Annotated in this window: 13 protein-coding genes; 7 read left to right on the forward strand and 6 right to left on the reverse strand. The window is 71.9% G+C overall.

What is annotated here, in order from left to right:
• The gene (locus tag ACZK5N_RS07020; RefSeq protein WP_459017410.1) at positions 1-1725 is read left to right on the forward strand and encodes a TM0106 family RecB-like putative nuclease; all 1725 of its coding nucleotides are present in this window, start codon (positions 1-3) and stop codon (positions 1723-1725) included.
• Here the strand turns inward: ACZK5N_RS07020 and menD are convergent.
• From menD to ACZK5N_RS07040, 4 genes are read right to left on the reverse strand one after another with little or no spacing between them, the layout of a single operon-like run.
• Complete coding sequence (menD, locus tag ACZK5N_RS07025; RefSeq protein WP_459017411.1) at positions 1711-3246, reverse strand: 2-succinyl-5-enolpyruvyl-6-hydroxy-3-cyclohexene-1-carboxylic-acid synthase; 1536 nt, start codon at positions 3244-3246, stop codon at positions 1711-1713. The two genes, ACZK5N_RS07020 and menD, sit on opposite strands and share 15 nt — an antisense overlap.
• Entirely contained in the window at positions 3243-4190 is a 948-nt protein-coding gene (locus tag ACZK5N_RS07030) for an o-succinylbenzoate synthase (protein WP_459017412.1), read from the reverse strand. The genes menD and ACZK5N_RS07030 overlap by 4 nt, the downstream gene beginning before the upstream one ends.
• Complete coding sequence (locus ACZK5N_RS07035) at positions 4187-5065, reverse strand: 1,4-dihydroxy-2-naphthoate polyprenyltransferase (protein ID WP_459017413.1); 879 nt, start codon at positions 5063-5065, stop codon at positions 4187-4189. Before ACZK5N_RS07035 ends, ACZK5N_RS07030 begins: the two co-directional genes overlap by 4 nt.
• Positions 5062-6069 (reverse strand): AMP-binding protein, encoded by a 1008-nt coding sequence (locus tag ACZK5N_RS07040; RefSeq protein WP_463624715.1) that lies wholly within the window; start codon positions 6067-6069, stop codon positions 5062-5064. The genes ACZK5N_RS07035 and ACZK5N_RS07040 overlap by 4 nt, the downstream gene beginning before the upstream one ends.
• A 33-nt stretch (positions 6070-6102) precedes the next feature.
• Here ACZK5N_RS07040 and ACZK5N_RS07045 point away from each other — a divergent pair, with 33 nt between their 5' ends.
• The 4 genes from ACZK5N_RS07045 (at position 6103) to ACZK5N_RS07060 (ending at position 8639) form a co-directional block, all read left to right on the forward strand.
• Positions 6103-6354, forward strand: coding sequence for a PLD nuclease N-terminal domain-containing protein (locus ACZK5N_RS07045; protein ID WP_459017415.1), 252 nt, complete (start codon positions 6103-6105; stop codon positions 6352-6354).
• Between the two features lie 76 nt (positions 6355-6430).
• Positions 6431-7051, forward strand: coding sequence for a dihydroxyacetone kinase subunit DhaL (gene dhaL / locus ACZK5N_RS07050; protein WP_459017416.1), 621 nt, complete (start codon positions 6431-6433; stop codon positions 7049-7051).
• Positions 7052-7134: 83 nt separating this feature from the next.
• Positions 7135-7908 (forward strand): alpha/beta fold hydrolase, encoded by a 774-nt coding sequence (locus ACZK5N_RS07055; RefSeq protein WP_463624716.1) that lies wholly within the window; start codon positions 7135-7137, stop codon positions 7906-7908.
• A complete protein-coding gene (locus ACZK5N_RS07060) occupies positions 7905-8639 on the forward strand; it encodes an esterase/lipase family protein (protein WP_463624717.1) in 735 nt (244 codons plus the stop codon). Before ACZK5N_RS07055 ends, ACZK5N_RS07060 begins: the two co-directional genes overlap by 4 nt.
• A 22-nt stretch (positions 8640-8661) precedes the next feature.
• Here ACZK5N_RS07060 and ACZK5N_RS07065 read toward each other — a convergent pair whose 3' ends face one another.
• Together ACZK5N_RS07065 and ACZK5N_RS07070 are read right to left on the reverse strand one after the other, a co-directional pair.
• Positions 8662-9564, reverse strand: coding sequence for a cation diffusion facilitator family transporter (locus ACZK5N_RS07065; protein ID WP_459017419.1), 903 nt, complete (start codon positions 9562-9564; stop codon positions 8662-8664).
• A 43-nt stretch (positions 9565-9607) separates the two neighbouring features.
• On the reverse strand, positions 9608-10552 hold the full coding sequence (locus ACZK5N_RS07070) for an NAD(P)-dependent oxidoreductase (protein WP_463624718.1): 945 nt from the start codon (positions 10550-10552) through the stop codon (positions 9608-9610).
• 90 nt (positions 10553-10642) lie between these two features.
• On the opposite strand from ACZK5N_RS07070, the gene ACZK5N_RS07075 reads away from it, so the two are divergent.
• On the forward strand, positions 10643-13693 hold the full coding sequence (locus tag ACZK5N_RS07075; RefSeq protein ID WP_463624799.1) for a glycine--tRNA ligase: 3051 nt from the start codon (positions 10643-10645) through the stop codon (positions 13691-13693).
• 182 nt (positions 13694-13875) lie between these two features.
• Entirely contained in the window at positions 13876-16680 is a 2805-nt protein-coding gene (gene cas3, locus ACZK5N_RS07080) for a CRISPR-associated helicase Cas3' (protein WP_459017421.1), read from the forward strand.
• Positions 16681-16706: the final 26 nt, after the last annotated feature.

Raw genomic sequence — 16706 nt, forward strand, 5'->3', positions numbered from 1 at the left:
GTGAACGGGTTCGTGCTGGACGCCTACGCCGCGCGCAGCTGCCCGGTCAAGACGTTCCATCTCTTCGATCCCACCCTGGCCCAGCCGGAGGCGCCCCTCGACGAGTCGCTGCGCGAGTCGTTCCAGGGCGGCTCGGACTTCCGCGACGAGGTACTCAACCGGCTCGCCGCGGACGCCGGGGCCGTGGACCTCCGTGGCATGCATCAGGCGGGCGCCAGCTGGGTGGAGCGGGAGGCGGCCTGCCTGGCGGCCATGGGTGCCGGCGCGCCAGTGATCCTCGGGGGGGTGCTGCCGCTGGACCTCGACGGGCACCGGAGCGGGCGCCCGGACGCGTTGGTCCGCGGCACGGACACCGCCTCCGGGGCGGCGGGCTACTGGCCGCTCAAGGTCAAGCCCTACCGGGTGCGCGAGAAGCAGGTGGGCGCCACCGCCCTGCAATGGTCGCCGCTTGGCCACATCGGCGCCTGCGAGGTTCTCCCGGACCTGCGCTACCGCGTCTACCGCGAGGGGGCGCTGCTCGAACTGGCGCACCACTGGCGGCTGCTCGAATCCTGCGGATTCGCCTCCTCGGAGCCGCGGGCGGCGGTCGTGGGCAACGATCGCGCGGCGGGCGCCGAACCCACGGCCACCTGGGTGGACCTCACGCACCGCTTCATCCGCACCTATTCTCGCAGCGCCGGCCACAAGCTCCGCTCGGCGCTCGAGCGTTACGACCACGAGCACCAGTTCCGCGTCCACGTGGCCGAGCGCGCCGCGGAGCGCACCGGCCTGGACGATCCGCCCCCCGTGGTCCGGCCGATCAGGGTCAAGGAGTGCGAATGGTGCTCGTGGTGGTCGGTGTGCCGGACGCGCATCGACGACGACGACCTGTCGCTGCGCATCTCCAAGGCGCCGCTGGACGTGCGCGAGCTGCAGACCCTGATGAGCCTGGGCATCACGACGGTGGCGCAATTGGCGGAGGCGGACGTCGAGGAGCTTCTACCGCGCTACCTTCCGCTCACGGGGCACCGCGACCGCCCCGAGCAGCGGCTCCGGCAGGCCGCGAAGCGGGCCCGCATGCTGGCCACCGGGGTGGACCTGGAGCGGGTGAGCGTGGACCCCATCGGCGTGCCCCGAGCCGCCGTCGAGGTGGACCTGGACATCGAGACCTCCGACGACGGCACGGTGTATCTGTGGGGCGCCCTGGTTGCCGGGGACGACGCCTCCCCGGCCCCCCGCTACGTGCAGTTCAGCCGCTTCGGGGCGGACGTCGCGTCCAAGGAGTTCGAGCTGGCGGAGGAGTTCGCCCGGTGGCTGCTCGGCCTGGTCCAGCGGCACCCCGAGCTGCGCGTGTTTCACTACAGCGACTACGAGACCGTCCACCTGCACCGGCTCGCCGAACGCAGCGCCAGCCCGGTGTTGAAGGAGCTGTGCGGGATCATCCGCACGCACTTCGTGGACCTGTTCGGCTTCGTGCGGGACAACTTCGTCGGCGTGGACGGCCTGGGCCTCAAGGTGGTCGCCACTCGCGGCGCCGGATTCGCCTGGCGCGACGAGGAGCCGGGCGGCCTGGCGTCGCAGACCTGGTTCAGCGAGGCGGTCACGGGCACCACGCCGGAGTCGCGCGCCGCGGCCCGGGAGCGCGTGCTGCAGTACAACGAGGACGACGTGCGGGCCACCCTGGCGGTCCGCCGCTGGCTGACGGGCCTGGACGCCCCCGCGGCGGAGGCCTCAGCCCCGTCGTAGCGTGGCGACGATCAACTCGGCGCCACCGACGAGCGCACGCTCGAGCTCTCCGCGGGTCCCCACCCGCACCGAGTTCCAGCCCAGGGCCTGTCCGACGGGCACCAGGTCGAGGCCCTGCGGGGTGCCGAAGACGCGCTCGAAGCTGTCCGCGTAGGCCGGCGCCCCCTGCTCCAGGCCGTGGAAGATCGACCCGCCGCCGTCGTCGGCCACCACGATCCGGAGCCGGGAGGCCGGCTCCTGCGGGGCCCGGACGAGGGCGCCGAGGTCGTGCTGGAGGGTGAGGTCACCCAGCAGCACGGTGGTCGGACGACGGCCCGCCAGGGCGATCCCCGTGGCCGTGGCCACGGTGCCGTCGATCCCCGCCAACCCGCGGTTCGCGAACACCCGCGGCGGCGACGACGCGATGGGCGCGAGGTCCGCGGCGCGGATGATGGAGCTGGAGCCCAGCACGAGGTCGTCGGCGTCGGTCAGGGACGCCAGCACGGCATCCGCCACGTCGCGCTGGGTGAAGCCCGTCGCGGCGGCGTCGCCCTCCACGGCCGCCTCACGCCACTGGTCCACCCAGGCCGGGTCCTGGTCCTGCAGGATCACGCGGTCGGCGATCACTGAGGCACGGTGCCCCGGGTCGATCCAGGCGGCCGTGGACGAGACCACGACGATCTCCACGTCCCGCCGCGACAGCAGCGCCGTCACCGGGCGCGACAAGGTGGGGTGTCCCACCACGATCACGCGCGCGATGGCGCGGCCCACCCCGTCGAGCAGTTCGCGGTAGCGGGCCACCGCGTTGGGCCCGCTGCGGGCGTTGGACGACGGCTCCGCCAGCAGCGGCGCCCCTGACACCTCGGCCAGCGCCCGCGCCTCCAGACCGACGGTGGGCGGCGCGTCGCCCACCAGCACCACCGTGCGGCGGGCGTCGAGCTCGACGGCCGTGTGCCCAGCAGACCTCGGGACCGCGAACCCGCGCGGGCGCAGCGCCGGGAGGGTGCCCACCAGCGGTGCCGCGAACTCGGCGTTGAGCTGCACCGGCCCGGGCTGGCGGGTGCGCCTCCCCTCGGCGAGCGCGACGGCGCGGTGCACGCCGGCCGCCCACGCATCCTCGTCGCCGGACTCCGATGACAGGCGCACGACCCCGAGCGTCGACGGGCCGAACGCGCCCACCTGGTCTGTGGTCTGGTTGGCCCCGGTCCCGACCAGGTGCGCGGGCCGGTCCGCCGTGATCAGCACGAGCGCCACACCCGAGGCCTTCGCCTCCATGGCGGCGGGCGCCAGGTTGGCCACGGCGGTCCCGGAGGTGGTGATCACCGCCACGGCACGCCCCGATTCCTTGGCCAGCCCGAGCGCGGTGAACCCCGCGACCCGCTCGTCGACGCGCACGTGCAGCCGCAGCGCACCGGCCCGGTCCGCCCGGTCAGCGGCGAGCGCGAGCGAGGCGCTGCGGGATCCGGGGGCCAGGACGACGTCGGTGACGCCGGAGCCGATGAGGGCGTCGAGGACCACCGATCCGAGCTCGATGCTGCTCATCGTCCCTCCTCCACGAGCCGGTGGACCCGCTCCCACCGATCCAACCAGAACCTGGTGAGCTCCGGGCCGGCCGCGTGGCGCTCGAGCAGGCGGGGCTCCACGTCGATCCCGCCGACGCCGATCACCCCGTCGACGGGCACGAGGGGGTGCGTCACCACGTCGTGCGCGAGCAGGCGGCCGGTCTCCAGCCCGCAGGCGTACGGCAGGTCCGGCAGCGCGGCGGCCAGGGCCACCCCCGCCCGCAGACCGACGGAGGTCTCCACCGCGCTGGAGACCACGACGGGCAGCCCGACCGCCTCCGCCAGCCGCAGGCAGGCCCGCACGCCCCCCAGTGGCTGCACCTTCAGCACGGCGATGTCCGCGGCGCCGGCGTCGCGGACCCGGAGCGGGTCCGCGGCTCTGCGGATGGACTCGTCCGCCGCGATCGGCACACCGATGTCCATCGCCCGCAGGGCGGCGAGGTCCTCGACGGTGGCGCACGGCTGCTCGGCGAACTCCAGCGCGTAGTGGCCCAGCTCCCGGAGGGCGTCGCGAGCCTCGGCCAGGGACCAGGCCCCGTTGGCGTCCACCCGGATCCGGGCGTCCGGCAGGGCCGAGCGCACCGCCGCGACCCTGGCCACGTCGTCGTCCAGCCGCTCGCCCGCGGCCGCGACCTTGATCTTGACGGTCCGGCACCCGGAGGCGACCGCGCGGGCCGCGGCCTGGTCGGGAGGGAGGGCAGGCACGATCCCGTTGACCTCCACCCAGCCGCGGACGGGGTCGGGATAGCCGTGCCCAGCGGCCTCCAGCGCGGCGCGCAGCCAGGATGCGGCCTCGTGGTCGCCGTACTCGGGGAACGGGCTCCATTCGGCCCATCCGGCCGCGCCGTGGATCAGCACGGCGCTGCGCCGGGTGAGGCCCCGGAACGGCACCGTCAAAGGAACATCGACGACGTGGAGCCTCATGCCAGCGACACACCCGCCAGCAGGCCGACCGCGATCCCGATCTCGGCCATGCCGGTGGACTGGATGACGGGGATGAGGGCGCGGCCCGTGGCACCGCCCAGGACCCGCCGCAGTGGGGCGACGAGGAGCAGCCCGCCGACGAGCGCGACGAGGGCCCACCAGGTGGTGAGGGCCGCGAACCCGAGTGTCGCGACGAGGGCGAGTGCCGCGAGGAGCGCGAAGAACAGCCGCGACCCCCGGTCCCCCAGCCGCACCGGCAGGGTCATCTTGCCGACGACGGCGTCCGTGGCGATGTCGCGCAGGTTGTTGGCCACGAGGATGGCGCTGGCGAGCGAGCCGACGGAGGTCGCGGCCAGCCACGCGTGCGGGGGCGCGGCGTCGGCGATGACGTACGCGGTGCCGACGGTGGCGACGAGGCCGAAGAACACGAACACCATGACCTCACCCAGACCCAGGTAGCCGTACGGTCTGGCGCCACCGGTGTAGTACCAGGCCGACAGGATGCTGAGGGCACCCACGGCGAGCAGCCACCAGTGCCCGCTGAGGGCCACGACGGCGATGCCGGCCAGGCCGGCCAGCCCGAACGCGGCGAACGCGGCCGTCTTCACCGCACGGGGAGACGCTAGGCCCGACGCCACGAGGCGGGTGGGGCCGACGCGGTCGTCGTCGGTGCCCCGCACGCCGTCGGAGTAGTCGTTGGCGTAGTTGACCCCCACCTGCAGGGCGAGCGCGACGCCGAGGCACAGCGCGGCCATGCCCCAGTCGTAGTGGCCGAGCGCGGCGGCGCTGGCCGCTCCGGCGAGGATGGGGGCGACGGCGGCGGGCAGGGTGCGGGGGCGCGCACCGGCCACCCAGACTGTGAGCTTCTCGTTCATGACCCGAGCAACTGTAGGAGCTTTTCGCGGTCCGGTTTGCCGCCGGCGGTCCGGGGCAGCCCCCGGACCAGCACGCATTGCCGTGGCAGGGAGGCCGCGGGGAGCGTCTCCCGGAGGCGGTCGCGCCAGCCGGCCAGGTCTCCGCTCGTCGCGAACAGCACCACGCGCACCCCCCATTCGGGGTCCGGCACGGCCAGCACCTCGGTGTCCGGGTCGAGCGCCAGGGCGGCGCCGCGCACCGCGGCCAGGTCGACGTTGACGCCCCCGCTGATCACCACGTCGTCGATGCGCCCGTCGATGACCAGCCTGCCGTCGGCCCAGCGGCCCCTGTCGCGGGTGAGGAGGGCGCCGTCGACGAGCACCTCGGCCGTCTCACGGGGCATTCCCAGATAGCCGTCGAACAGGGTGGGGCCGGCGATGGACACCCGGGCGTCGGCCCCCAGCCGGACGTCGACGCCCGGCAGCGGCACCCCGTCCCACACCACCCCGCCGCAGGTCTCGCTCATGCCGTAGGTCCCGATCACGGCGATCCCCGCCGCCTCGGCGCGTCGGCGCAGGTCCGGGTCGAGCGCCGAGCCGCCCACGAGCACCGCGTCGAACCGGGCCAGCCCCGCCGCGACACCGGGGTCCCCGAGCGCACGGAACAGTTGCGTGGCCACGATGGACACGGCGTTGGGTCCCGCCGCCGGTTCGAGCCCCGCCAGCGACGGGTCGGCGAGGCGCACGCCGCGACCCCGCAGCCCGCGCACGAGCACCATGAGCCCCGCGACGTAGCGCGGCGGCAGCGCGAGGTGCCAGGTGGCGCGGAATCCGAGCCGCTCGTGGGCGGCGTCCGCTGCGGCGGTGAGGGCGGCGCGGCCGAGGACCACCCGCTTCGCCGGGCCGGTGGATCCCGAGGTGCCGACGACGGCGGTGCCGGGCGGCGCGGAGCCCTCGCCGTCGGCGAGCCACAGGCCGGCCCCCTCGCCGAGGAGGCTGCGCGCGTCGTCGATCCAGTGGCCCACGTCGTCACATTAGCCCGCGAGTAGGATAGGTCTGTGACCCGGGTTCTTCTGATCATCGCGATCGTGATGCTCACCGTGTACTGCGTCGTCGAGGTGGCGCAGGCGCGGGGGCAACGCGTGCGTGCCATGCCGCGGTGGCTGTGGGCGTTCCTGGTCATCGGTCTGCCGGTGGTGGGTCCGCTGGCGTGGCTCTTCCTGGGCCGCCCGACGACGGGCGGACGGGCCCTCGACCGCGGGCCCAGCGCCCCGGACGACGACGAGGACTTTCTCCGCGGCCTCCGCTGAGCCAGTCCACGAGTTCGGCACCCGGCCCTAGACAGCCTAGAATGGGTCGGCCACGTCGGACAGAGGAGAACAGATCATGCCTGGAGCAGTGGGGGCGGTGTCCGACTGGCTCCGCGAGTGCGCCCGCGAGTTCGCGCTGCGCAGCGAGGAGCTGGACGGCCTGGACCGCACCCTCGGTGACGGCGACCACGGCACCAACATGCGGCGCGGCACCGAGGCGGCGTTGACCATCGACCTCAGCGAGACCCCCACCGCCGCCGAAGCGTTGCGCCTGGTGGGCATGGCGCTGGTCAGCACCGTGGGCGGCGCCTCCGGTCCGCTCTTCGGCACCTTCTTCCTGCGGGCGGGCGCGTCCTGGCCCTCGGAGGTCTCGACGGCCGGGTTGGCCCGCGCGCTGCGTTCCGGTCTCGACGGCGTGGTCGCCCGTGGCCGCGCCGAGGTGGGCGACAAGACCATGGTGGACGCGCTGGAACCCGCCGCACGGGCCATGGAGGAGGCGGCCGCAGAGGGCTGCGCCGTGGCTGAGGCGCTGGCCAGGGCGGCCACGGCGGCCGAGGCCGGACGCGACGCCACCCTGCCCCTGGTGGCCAGGCGCGGCCGCGCGGCGCTGAAGGCCGAATCCTCCGTTGGCGTCATCGACCCGGGAGCGGTCTCCATGGCCCTGATCCTCGCCACGGCGGCCAAGCACATCCGCTAGCGAGTCGCGCCGGCGTCAAGGCCCTGGGGGCGCCCCGCGCGCCGCCTCTCCCCCCGGCGCGGGCGGTGTGGCACGATCGCAGAGTGACCGCCGACGACCCGGGCTTCACCGAACGCGAGTTCCAGATCCGCGACCTCAACGTCGTGGTCCTCGATTCGTGCCCCGACGCCATGCCGCTGGAGAAGGCGTTCGTGTTGGTGCACGGGCTGGGAGTGTCTTCGCTGTATTTCCGTGAGCTCGCCCGCCATCTGGCACCGCATGCCCGCGTCGTGACCGTGGACCTTCCCGGCTTCGGGCGGGCCGACACGCCGGACCGGACGCTGCGCATCCCCAGCTTCGCGCTGGCGCTGATCGACACCATCGAGCGACTGGGCCTCCACGACGCCGTCCTCGTCGGACACTCCATGGGCGTCCAGGTGGTGGTTGAGGCCTTGCGCCGCCAGCCCACGATCGCCTCGGCCGGCGTGCTGATCGGCCCCGTCGTCAACGGCGCCGAGCGGCGCGCTCCGACGGTGGTGCGACGCTTCCTCCAGGCCGCCTCGCGGGAGACCCCCGCGTCGGCCTGGCCGTCCATCCGCGCCTGGCTCAGCTGCGGTCCGCGGTGGTTCATCGACACCTTCCCCGCGATGCTCGCCTACCCCATCGAGGAACGCATCGCCGAGGTGCGCGCGGACCTCGCGCTCATCGCCGGAGAGTACGACCGGCTGGCACCGGGCCCATGGCTCGACGTCCTGCGGGCGGCCGCGGGCAGCGAGCGCGTCACCGTCGACGTCGTGCCGAACGCCTCGCACCAGGTGATGGTCACGCACCCGGAGCGGGTGGTGGACGGCTGCCTCGACATCGCGGGGCTGACGTGAGGCGGGTCCGGGCAGCGATCGGCCGGGCGCGCGCGGCGGCCACCGACTGGGGCATCGCCGGCCGCGACATGACCGCCGCGCTCTGGCGGCGCGTCCTCCCCTGGCGCCACCCCCGGCAGGACGGGGATGGACACGGTTGCCGCGACATTCCGGTGGTGCTCCTGCCCGGCATCCTGGAGCCGTGGAGCTACCTCGCCCCCCTGGCCCGCTGGCTGGGGAGGCACGGGCACCGCGTCGAGTTCGTCGAGACGCTGGGCTGGAACCTGGGCGATCTCGACGCGTCGGCGCAGCGCTGCCTGGCGGTGCTCGAGGAGCGGGGGGTCCGGAGGTGCGTCCTGGTGGCGCACTCGAAGGGCGGGCTGATCGGCAAGTCCGTGCTCCTGCGCCAGCGCGACGACGTGGCCCTGGGCCTCGTGACGGTCGCCACGCCGTTCGGGGGGTCGACGGTGGGCAGGAGGCTGCACCGGCTGGTCGCGAGGTCCCCGCTCGGCCTGTTCTCGCCGGAGAATCCGATCCTGCGCAGCCTGGCAGATGACGTGAGCGCCAACGCGCGCATCGTGTCCCTGGCCCCGGCGTGGGACCAGGTGATCCCGGACGGCTCGCATCTGGCGGGGGCCACCAACGTGAACCTCGACGTGCCCGGCCACTTCCGCCCCATGCGCGAGGAGTCGGTGTGGAGGATCATCCACGACCACATCCACCGCCTCGCCGACGACGTCCCGGCTCCCTGAGGGGCCGTGGTCCCACCCGGCCTCAGTCGATGTGGATGTCCTCGTAGCTGCGGGGGTCCTCGATGGGCTCCAGATGGCCGATGACCCGCAACTCCCTGAACTCGCCCTGGATCAGGTCCACCAGGTCCTCCATGGCGTCGTGGCCCTGCTGCACGGACCAGGCGCCCGGCACGAGCATGTGGAACTCCATGAACGCCCGCGCGCCGGAGATGCGCGTCCGGAAGGCGTGGAACCTGATGTCCTCGCGCTCGTGCTCTTCCAGGATCTCCCGCAGCCGGGCGTTGGTCTCCTTGGGCAGCGCCTCGTCCATGAGCCCTGAGGCCGATTCGGAGACCAGCCGCCATCCGGTCCACAGGATGTTGAGGCCCACCAGCAGCGCGACGACCGGATCCAGCCAGTCCCATCCCGTGAGCCACACCAGGGCGATGCCCACCACGACGCCGGCGGAGGTCACCACGTCTGTCATGAGGTGATGCCCGTCGGCCTTGAGCGTGATCGAGTTGTAGCGACTCCCGGCCCTGAGCAGGACCACCGCCACGCCGCCGTTGACGGCCGCGGCCACCACCGAGATCAGCAGGCCCACCCCGATCTCCTCCAGCGGCCGGGGGAAGATCAGCCGTTCGACGGCGAACCCCACGATGGCCACCGCCGCCACGAAGATCATCACGCCCTCGATGGCGGAGGAGAAGTACTCGGCCTTCGAGTGGCCGAAGTGGTGGTTCTTGTCCGCCGGTTTCGCCGCGACCCGCAGCGCGAACAGCGCCACGACCGCCGCCACCAGGTTGACCACCGACTCCGCGGCGTCGGAGAGCAGGCCGACGGATCCGGTGATGAGCCAGGCGGAGGTCTTCAGCGCGATGGTGACGAGCGCGGCCGCGATCGACAACCAGGCGAACTTCGTGAGGTCGACGCGTGGTGTGGGCATGCGTCCATCCTGTCGCGTCCCATCGGGCGGGATCAACGTCGGCTCAACGGGCCAGGAGGTTGATGAGGTCGCCGTCGCCGCCGAGCGCGCGCACGTTGGCGCCGATCAGCCTGTCGGCCTCCTGGGGGCGCCCGCTGGCCACGTGCGGCGTGAGGAGCACGTTCGGCTCGTCCCACAGGGGCGACGACGGGGGCAGCGGCTCGACGGCCGTCACGTCCAGCGCCGCACCGGCCACCCTGCCGGAGCGAACCGCGGCGAGCAGCGCCTCCTCGTCGACGGTGGTGCCGCGGCCGACGTTGACCACCAATGCCGCGGGCTTCAGCTGCGCGAGCCGCTCGGCGTTCAACGCCGCGTCGGTCGAACCGTGCCTCGGCAGCACCATGATCAGCACGTCGGTCTCGGCCAGGACCAGCGGTAGGGAGTCCTCGTCGAACACCTCGAAGCCGTGCCGCGGCCCCGTGGAGCGGGCGATGCCGGTGACCCACGCACCGAGGGCGCGGAGCAGGGGCGCCAGCCGGGACGCGATGGAGCCGAAGCCCCAGATCGTCACGTTGGCGCCGTCGAGGGTGATGATGCGGCCGTCGTGGGCCCGGTCCAGCATGGCCCCGCCGAGTTCGTCGTCCCAGACGTGGTCCTGCTGCTGCCGCATCGCCAGCGGCAGCAGCCGCACCAGGGCGAGCGTGAGCGCCAGCGCGTGCTCGGCCACAGGCCCGTCGTGGAGTCCCACCCCGCTGGCCAGCAGCACGTCCGGCGCGAAGCCGGCGGCCACCACGGTGTCCGGGCCGGCCGCCAGGCCCTGGACGAGGCGGAGCCGCGTCATGCGGCGGGCGGCGTCCGCGAGCACATCACCGCTCTGCCCCCACACCACCAGCACCTCGGCGTCCAGGTGCTCCTCCGGTACCGGGCGATCGCCCGGGATCACCACCACCTCCGCGCCGTCGATCGACGGGATCGCTCCGGTGTACGTGTCTGGGATCAGGACCTTCATCTGGCAAGCACCTCCATAGGACCGGCCCAGCATCCCACAGGCGGGTGGGCGTCCCGCGGCAGAACTCGGTAACCTGCAGGGGTGCTGACCATGCAAGAAGCCCTCCGCTGCCTTTCCGACTACTGGACCGCGAAGGGCTGCCTCACGTGGCAGCCGTTCAACAGCGAGGTGGGCGCCGGCACGATGAATCCGGCGACGGTGCTGCGGGTCCTCGGGCCGGAGCCGTGGGACGTGGCCTACGTGGAGCCGTCGGTGCGCCCGGACGATTCCCGCTACGGCGAGAACCCCAACCGGCTGCAGATGCACACCCAGTTCCAGGTCATCCTCAAGCCCGAACCCGGCAACCCGCAGGAGTTGTACCTGGGCTCGCTGGAGGCGCTCGGCATCGACCTGTCCAAGCACGACGTGCGCTTCGTCGAGGACAACTGGCAGCAGCCCGCCATCGGCGCCTGGGGCCTCGGCTGGGAGGTGTGGCTCGACGGGATGGAGATCACGCAGTTCACCTACTTCCAGCAGGTGGGTGGCCAGAACCTGGATCCGGTCCCCGTGGAGCTCACCTACGGCGTCGAGCGGATCCTCATGGCCCAGCAGGGCGTGACGCACTTCAAGGACATCGTCTACTCCATCGCCTCCGACGGCCGCCCCGTCACCTACGGTGAGGCGTTCGGGCAGCAGGAGTACGAGATGAGCCGCTACTACCTGGACGACGCGGACGTCGAGGCCAACCGCCGGCTGTACGAGACCTACGTCGGCGAGGCCGCCCGCATGGTCGAGGCCAGGCTCCCGGTCCCCGCCCACGGCTACATCCTCAAGTCCAGCCACGCCTTCAACGTGCTCGACGCCCGCGGCGCCATCTCGACGACGGAGCGGGCCAAGGCGTTCGCGACGATGCGCCGACTGATGCGCGACACGGCCGTCCTGTGGATCGAGCGCCGCGAGGAGCTCGGCTACCCGCTGCTGCGCGAGGCGGCCCCGGCGCCGGTGGCATCCGAGGCGCCCGTGGACCGCGCGGCGCTCGGCACGGCCCCGCAGACCCTGGCCTTCGAGATCGGCGTGGAGGAGTTGCCGCCGCACGTCGTGCCCCAGACCGTCGACGCCGTCCGCGAGGCCCTCACCGCCAAGCTCGCGGCCACCCGCCTGACCCACGGGGCCATCACCGTCGACGGCACCCCCCGTCGCATAGTGGCCGTGGTGGAGGATGTCGCGGCCCAGGAGCCCGACGCGGAGCAACTGCGCAAGGGGCCGAAATGGGCCGCTGCCTTCGACGCCGACGGCAACCCGTCCAAGGCGCTGCAGGGCTTCATGCGGGGCCAGGGCGTCGAGGCGGGCCAGGTGGTGCGCGCGGAGATCGGCGGACAGGACCACGCGGTTGTCGCGGTGACGGTGACCGGGCGGCACGTGCTCGACGTGGCCGGCGAGGCCCTCACCGACATCGTCTCGGGCCTGCGCGCCGAGAAGAACATGCGCTGGAGCGACCCCTCCCTCTCCTTCTCCCGCGCGATCCGGTGGATCGTCGCGCTCTGGGGCGACACCGTCGTGCCCGCCACCGTCTCCGGGCTCACCGCCGGGCGCGCCACCTCCCTGCAGCGCGCCGTCGCCGGCCAGGAGTCGGGCACGCGCTCCGACGGCGCCCGCGTCGGCTGGGTGGACGTGGCGACCGCCGCGGACCTCCTCCCCACGATCGCCTCCGGCTCCATCACGGTCTCCACGTCCGCGCGCCGCGCGTCGGTGGTGGAGCAGGCGGTCGCGCTGGCGGCAGGCGTCGGCGGCACGGTGGACGTGGACGGCGAGGCTGCGGTGATCGACGAGATCACCAACCTGGTCGAGGATCCCCGCGGTGTGCTGGGCCACTTCGACGAGCGCTACCTCGAGCTGCCGGAGCGGATTCTCACCACCGTCATGCGCAAGCACCAGCGCTACCTGCCGGTGTACCGCGACGGCGGGCTCGCGCCCCACTTCGTCACCATGGCCAACGGCCTCTGCGACGACGACACCGTCCGAGCCGGTAACGAGTCGGTCATCCGCGCCCGCTACGAGGACGCGTTGTTCTTCTGGAACGCGGACCTGCAGGCAGAGGGCGTGGACGCCTTCGTGCCCGGCCTGGACAAGCTCACCTTCGAGGAGCGCCTCGGGTCCGTGGGGGCCCGCGCCCGCCGCATCGCGGACGTCGCCGGGAAGCTCGCGGACCGGGTCGCACTGGCCGGCGAGGACCGCGCCACGCTCACCCGCGCCGGGCAGCTGGCCAAGTTCGACCTGGCCACCCAGATGGTGGTGGAGATGAGCTCCCTGGCCGGGTTCATCGCCCGCGAGTACGCCGTCCGCAAGGGCGAGACGCAGGCCGTGGCCGATGCGCTGTACGAGATGGAGCAGCCGCACACGTCCGCGGATCCGGTGCCCGCGTCGATCCCCGGCGCGCTGCTGGCCCTGGCCGACCGCTTCGACCTGCTCGCCGCCATGTTCGCGCTCGGGGCCAAGCCCACGGGCTCGTCGGACCCCTTCGGCCTGCGCCGCGCCGCCCTGGGCGTGGTGCGGATCCTGCGCGAGTCCGCCGGCACCCCGCTCGAGTCCCTGACCGTGCGGGCCGGCCTTGAGGATGCCGTCGCACGCCTGGCGGACCAGGGCGTGGAGGTCGCGGCGGACGCCGTCGACGCGGCGCTGGAGTTCACCGTCGGCCGCTTCGCGCAGCTGCTGCGCGACGAGGGCACGTCGGCTGACCTGGTCACCGCGATCCTCCCCGCCGCCGACGCCCCGGGACGGGGGGCCAGGCTCCTGCGCGAGCTCGATGAGGCCCGGCAGGACCCGCGGCTGCGGGAACTCGTGTCGACGCTGGTGCGGATCGGGCGGATCCTGCCCGCGAGCACGGCGGCCGGCTATGACGAAGCACTGCTGACCGAGCCGGCCGAGGTGGAACTGCGCACAGCGGTGGAGGCCGCCCCGGCCAGCAGCGCCGACGCGACGATCCCCGCCCTGCTGGACGCCACGGGTGACGTCGTGGCCGCGGCGGACCGGTTCTTCACCGACATCCTGGTCAACGCCGAGGATCCGGCCGTGCGCGCGTCGCGCCAGGGGCTCCTGGCATCGGTCCTGGCCCTGGCACCCGCGGGCGTCGACTGGCGGGCCCTGGATATCGCCCTGGGGTGAGTCGCTTCACTCAGGCGTTCGCGCGGAGCCGAACGTCAGAGCGCCCTGCGGGATGACTGCGTGCCGCAGGAAGCCAGGCGCTAACTGCGGCGGTATCTTGACCCGCGCCTGAGTCCGTCAGGTATCCGTGCTTTCGGCACCCCCGGCGAAAACTGTCGGTGCCCGGAACCATACTGCTTCGTATGACGGGGTCCAGCAGTGCAGATCTTCATCTTCTATGGGCGAAATCGCATGCAGGCGGTATTCCCCATTCTCTGATCGGGCACTTGATGGACTCAGCTGCCACGGCCGAATTGATCTGGGATCACTTCATTCCAGTGGCTGTCCGCAACGCAGTCGATAGCGCGTGCGAGCGGCGCGGCCGCGAGGTGTTCGTTGCCACCTGTGGTCTTCACGACATCGGAAAGGCCACCCCGGCCTTCCAGTCCAAGGTCCCTCTTCTGGCGCAGCAGGTCAGAGACTCCGGGTTGGACTGGGGGCTGCGAACCCTCGCCGATGCACATCTTTGGCACCACACCTTGGCAGGGGCAGCCATCATCGACGGCCTGACCTACCGCTCCGGAACAACGGAAATTCACACGTGGGTCTCCTCCCTCGTCAGCGGACATCATGGGCTTCTCAAGGGCAGAGTCGGGCGCCCGCGAAAGTCCCATGGTGGGGCACGCTGGGTCGCTGTGCAGGAGGAACTCGCCGTGCTCGTGCTGCACCGACTGGGATCGGATCTGACTGTCCTGAATCTCCCCGCGCCGTCACCCCAGACCCAGTTGAGCCTTCTCGGATACGTCACAATGGCGGACTGGATCGCGAGTTCTGACGAGTTTCCTGGGTTGGGACTGAGGGACGTATCACTGGCGGAGGCGCGTGCCAGAGCGGATCGAGCTTGGATCCACCTGGGCATCCGCTCTGGATGGGACCCGAGCGCTCTGAGCCAGACGACATTCGATGAGCGCTTCGGCCGGGTCCCGGCTCCGCTTCAGGACCTGATTCCCGGGATCATTAAGACGCTCGATGGACCGGCCTTGTTGATCGTCGAAGCGCCGATGGGTGAGGGCAAGACCGAAGCTGCGCTCTGGGCAACGGAACACCTTTCGGCGGCGCTCGGCTTCGAGGGCTTCGTGTTCGCTATGCCCACGCAAGGCACCACTGATGCGATGTACTCGCGCGTCACCAAATGGGCGGAGAGCGTTGACCGCGAGTTCACGGTCAGCCTGCTTCATGGCAAGGCCATGCTGAATCAGGAATGGGTCGCCCGCTTGAACAGCCAGCACGGTGAGGACCTGTCCGACATCTATGACGAGGATGACCCCTTCGGGATGGGGATGTCGAGGGCTGACCGGGCGGGCGTTCCCGCCGAGTGGCTGCTGGGCCGACACCGCAGCCTCCTGTCCCCTGGTGTGGTCGGTACGGTGGACCAGATCCTGTGGGCGGCCACCCGGACCCGCTTCGTCTCACTGCGGCATGCGGGCTTGGCAGGGAAGGTCGTCATCATCGACGAGGTGCACAGCTTCGATGTGCACATGTCTCAGTTCGTCCACGAGTTGCTACGCTGGTGCGGCGACGGCGGCATCCCAGTGCTGCTCATGTCGGCGACATTGCCCGCTGCCACACGGGACGGGCTCGTTGCCGCGTACTGTGGCCGAGACCCTGACTCCCTGCCCCAGAGCGGGGACTACCCCCGGGTCACGGTCGCGGGGCCAGAGCGCGAAACAACTACCGTTGCCTGCGCATCACGACTCCGCCCCGCCTCAGTCGACGTCGAGGTCCTGGACCCTGCGGACCCTGACGACCTTCAGCCGATCGCCACCCGGGTCGCGGACGAGGTCGCGGACGGCGGCGTAGCCCTGGTCATTCTCAACACCGTCGCACGAGCTCAGGGCGTCTATCGGCTCCTGAGGGACCGCAGCGTGGACGTCGAGTTGGTCCACGGGCGCCTCACAACTGCGGAGAGGGCACGCCGAACGCACGCGGCAGTCGCTGCACTCGGGCCGAACGTAGCCCGACCGGCTCAGCGAGTGATCGTGGCCACGCAGATCGCAGAACAGAGTTTCGATGTGGATGCTGACGTCCTGTTCAGCGACATTGCCCCCATTGACCTCCTTCTGCAACGCATGGGCCGGCTTCACAGGCACGCACGCAGCGCCGAGGAACGACCCCCCCGGCTCCGTCGCCCGCGAACGATCATCACGGGTGTACGCCTGGGCGAGGATCCCCCCCGGTGGATCTCGGCCTTCGATGCCGTCTACGGACAACGCCCGGAGGCAAAGGGCAGGTTCACCCGTAGCCACGCTCTGCTCGCAACCTGCGACCTCCTCCTGCGACATCCCAGCACCTGGACCATGCCGACCGATATCCCCGATCTGGTGAGCTACGGGTACTCGGACGCCTGGCGCGAGAGCTGTCACTGGCCCGAGGCCGCCGAGCAGGCGTGGAAGGACCTGATGGCAGACGCCACACGAAGGCGCTCCCGGGCCGCGACGTTCACTCTCGGCGGCCTCCAGGCAGATCTCTGGAGGACCCGGGACATTTCCGACCTACATGCACTGCCCGTTGACGATGAACCTCCGGTGGTTCGGGATGGTGAACCGACCCTTGAGGTCTGCCTCGTCAGGCGATCCGCGGACGGCTACTTCATGTTGGACGGCACCCCTCTCGGCCCGACTGGCTCGAGGGCAACAGACCCCGACGTGGCTCGGCGCCTGCTCGGCGACACTGTCCGTGTCCGTCAAGACATCCGGTTGGGAGACCTTTCGGCGCCGTCGGGGTTCAACGGCTCGCATTTGCTGGCCCGCCAGCCGACCCTGGTGCTTGACGGCAGCTTCCAGGCCACTACACCTGCGGGGCGAGTGAGCTACGACTTGGAGGTGGGGCTCTCTATCGAACGGCAGCGCGAAGGAGAGCCCCACTACCCCGCGGTTGCAGGGACCACTCTGCGCCCCCTAACAGGCCCGGATGACCACCGCGAAGCGGCGACTCGCCGACTTTACTAGGCGAGCCTCCCCATGAGGACGATTTC

The sequence above is a fragment of the Tessaracoccus pujii genome (assembly GCF_055326215.1).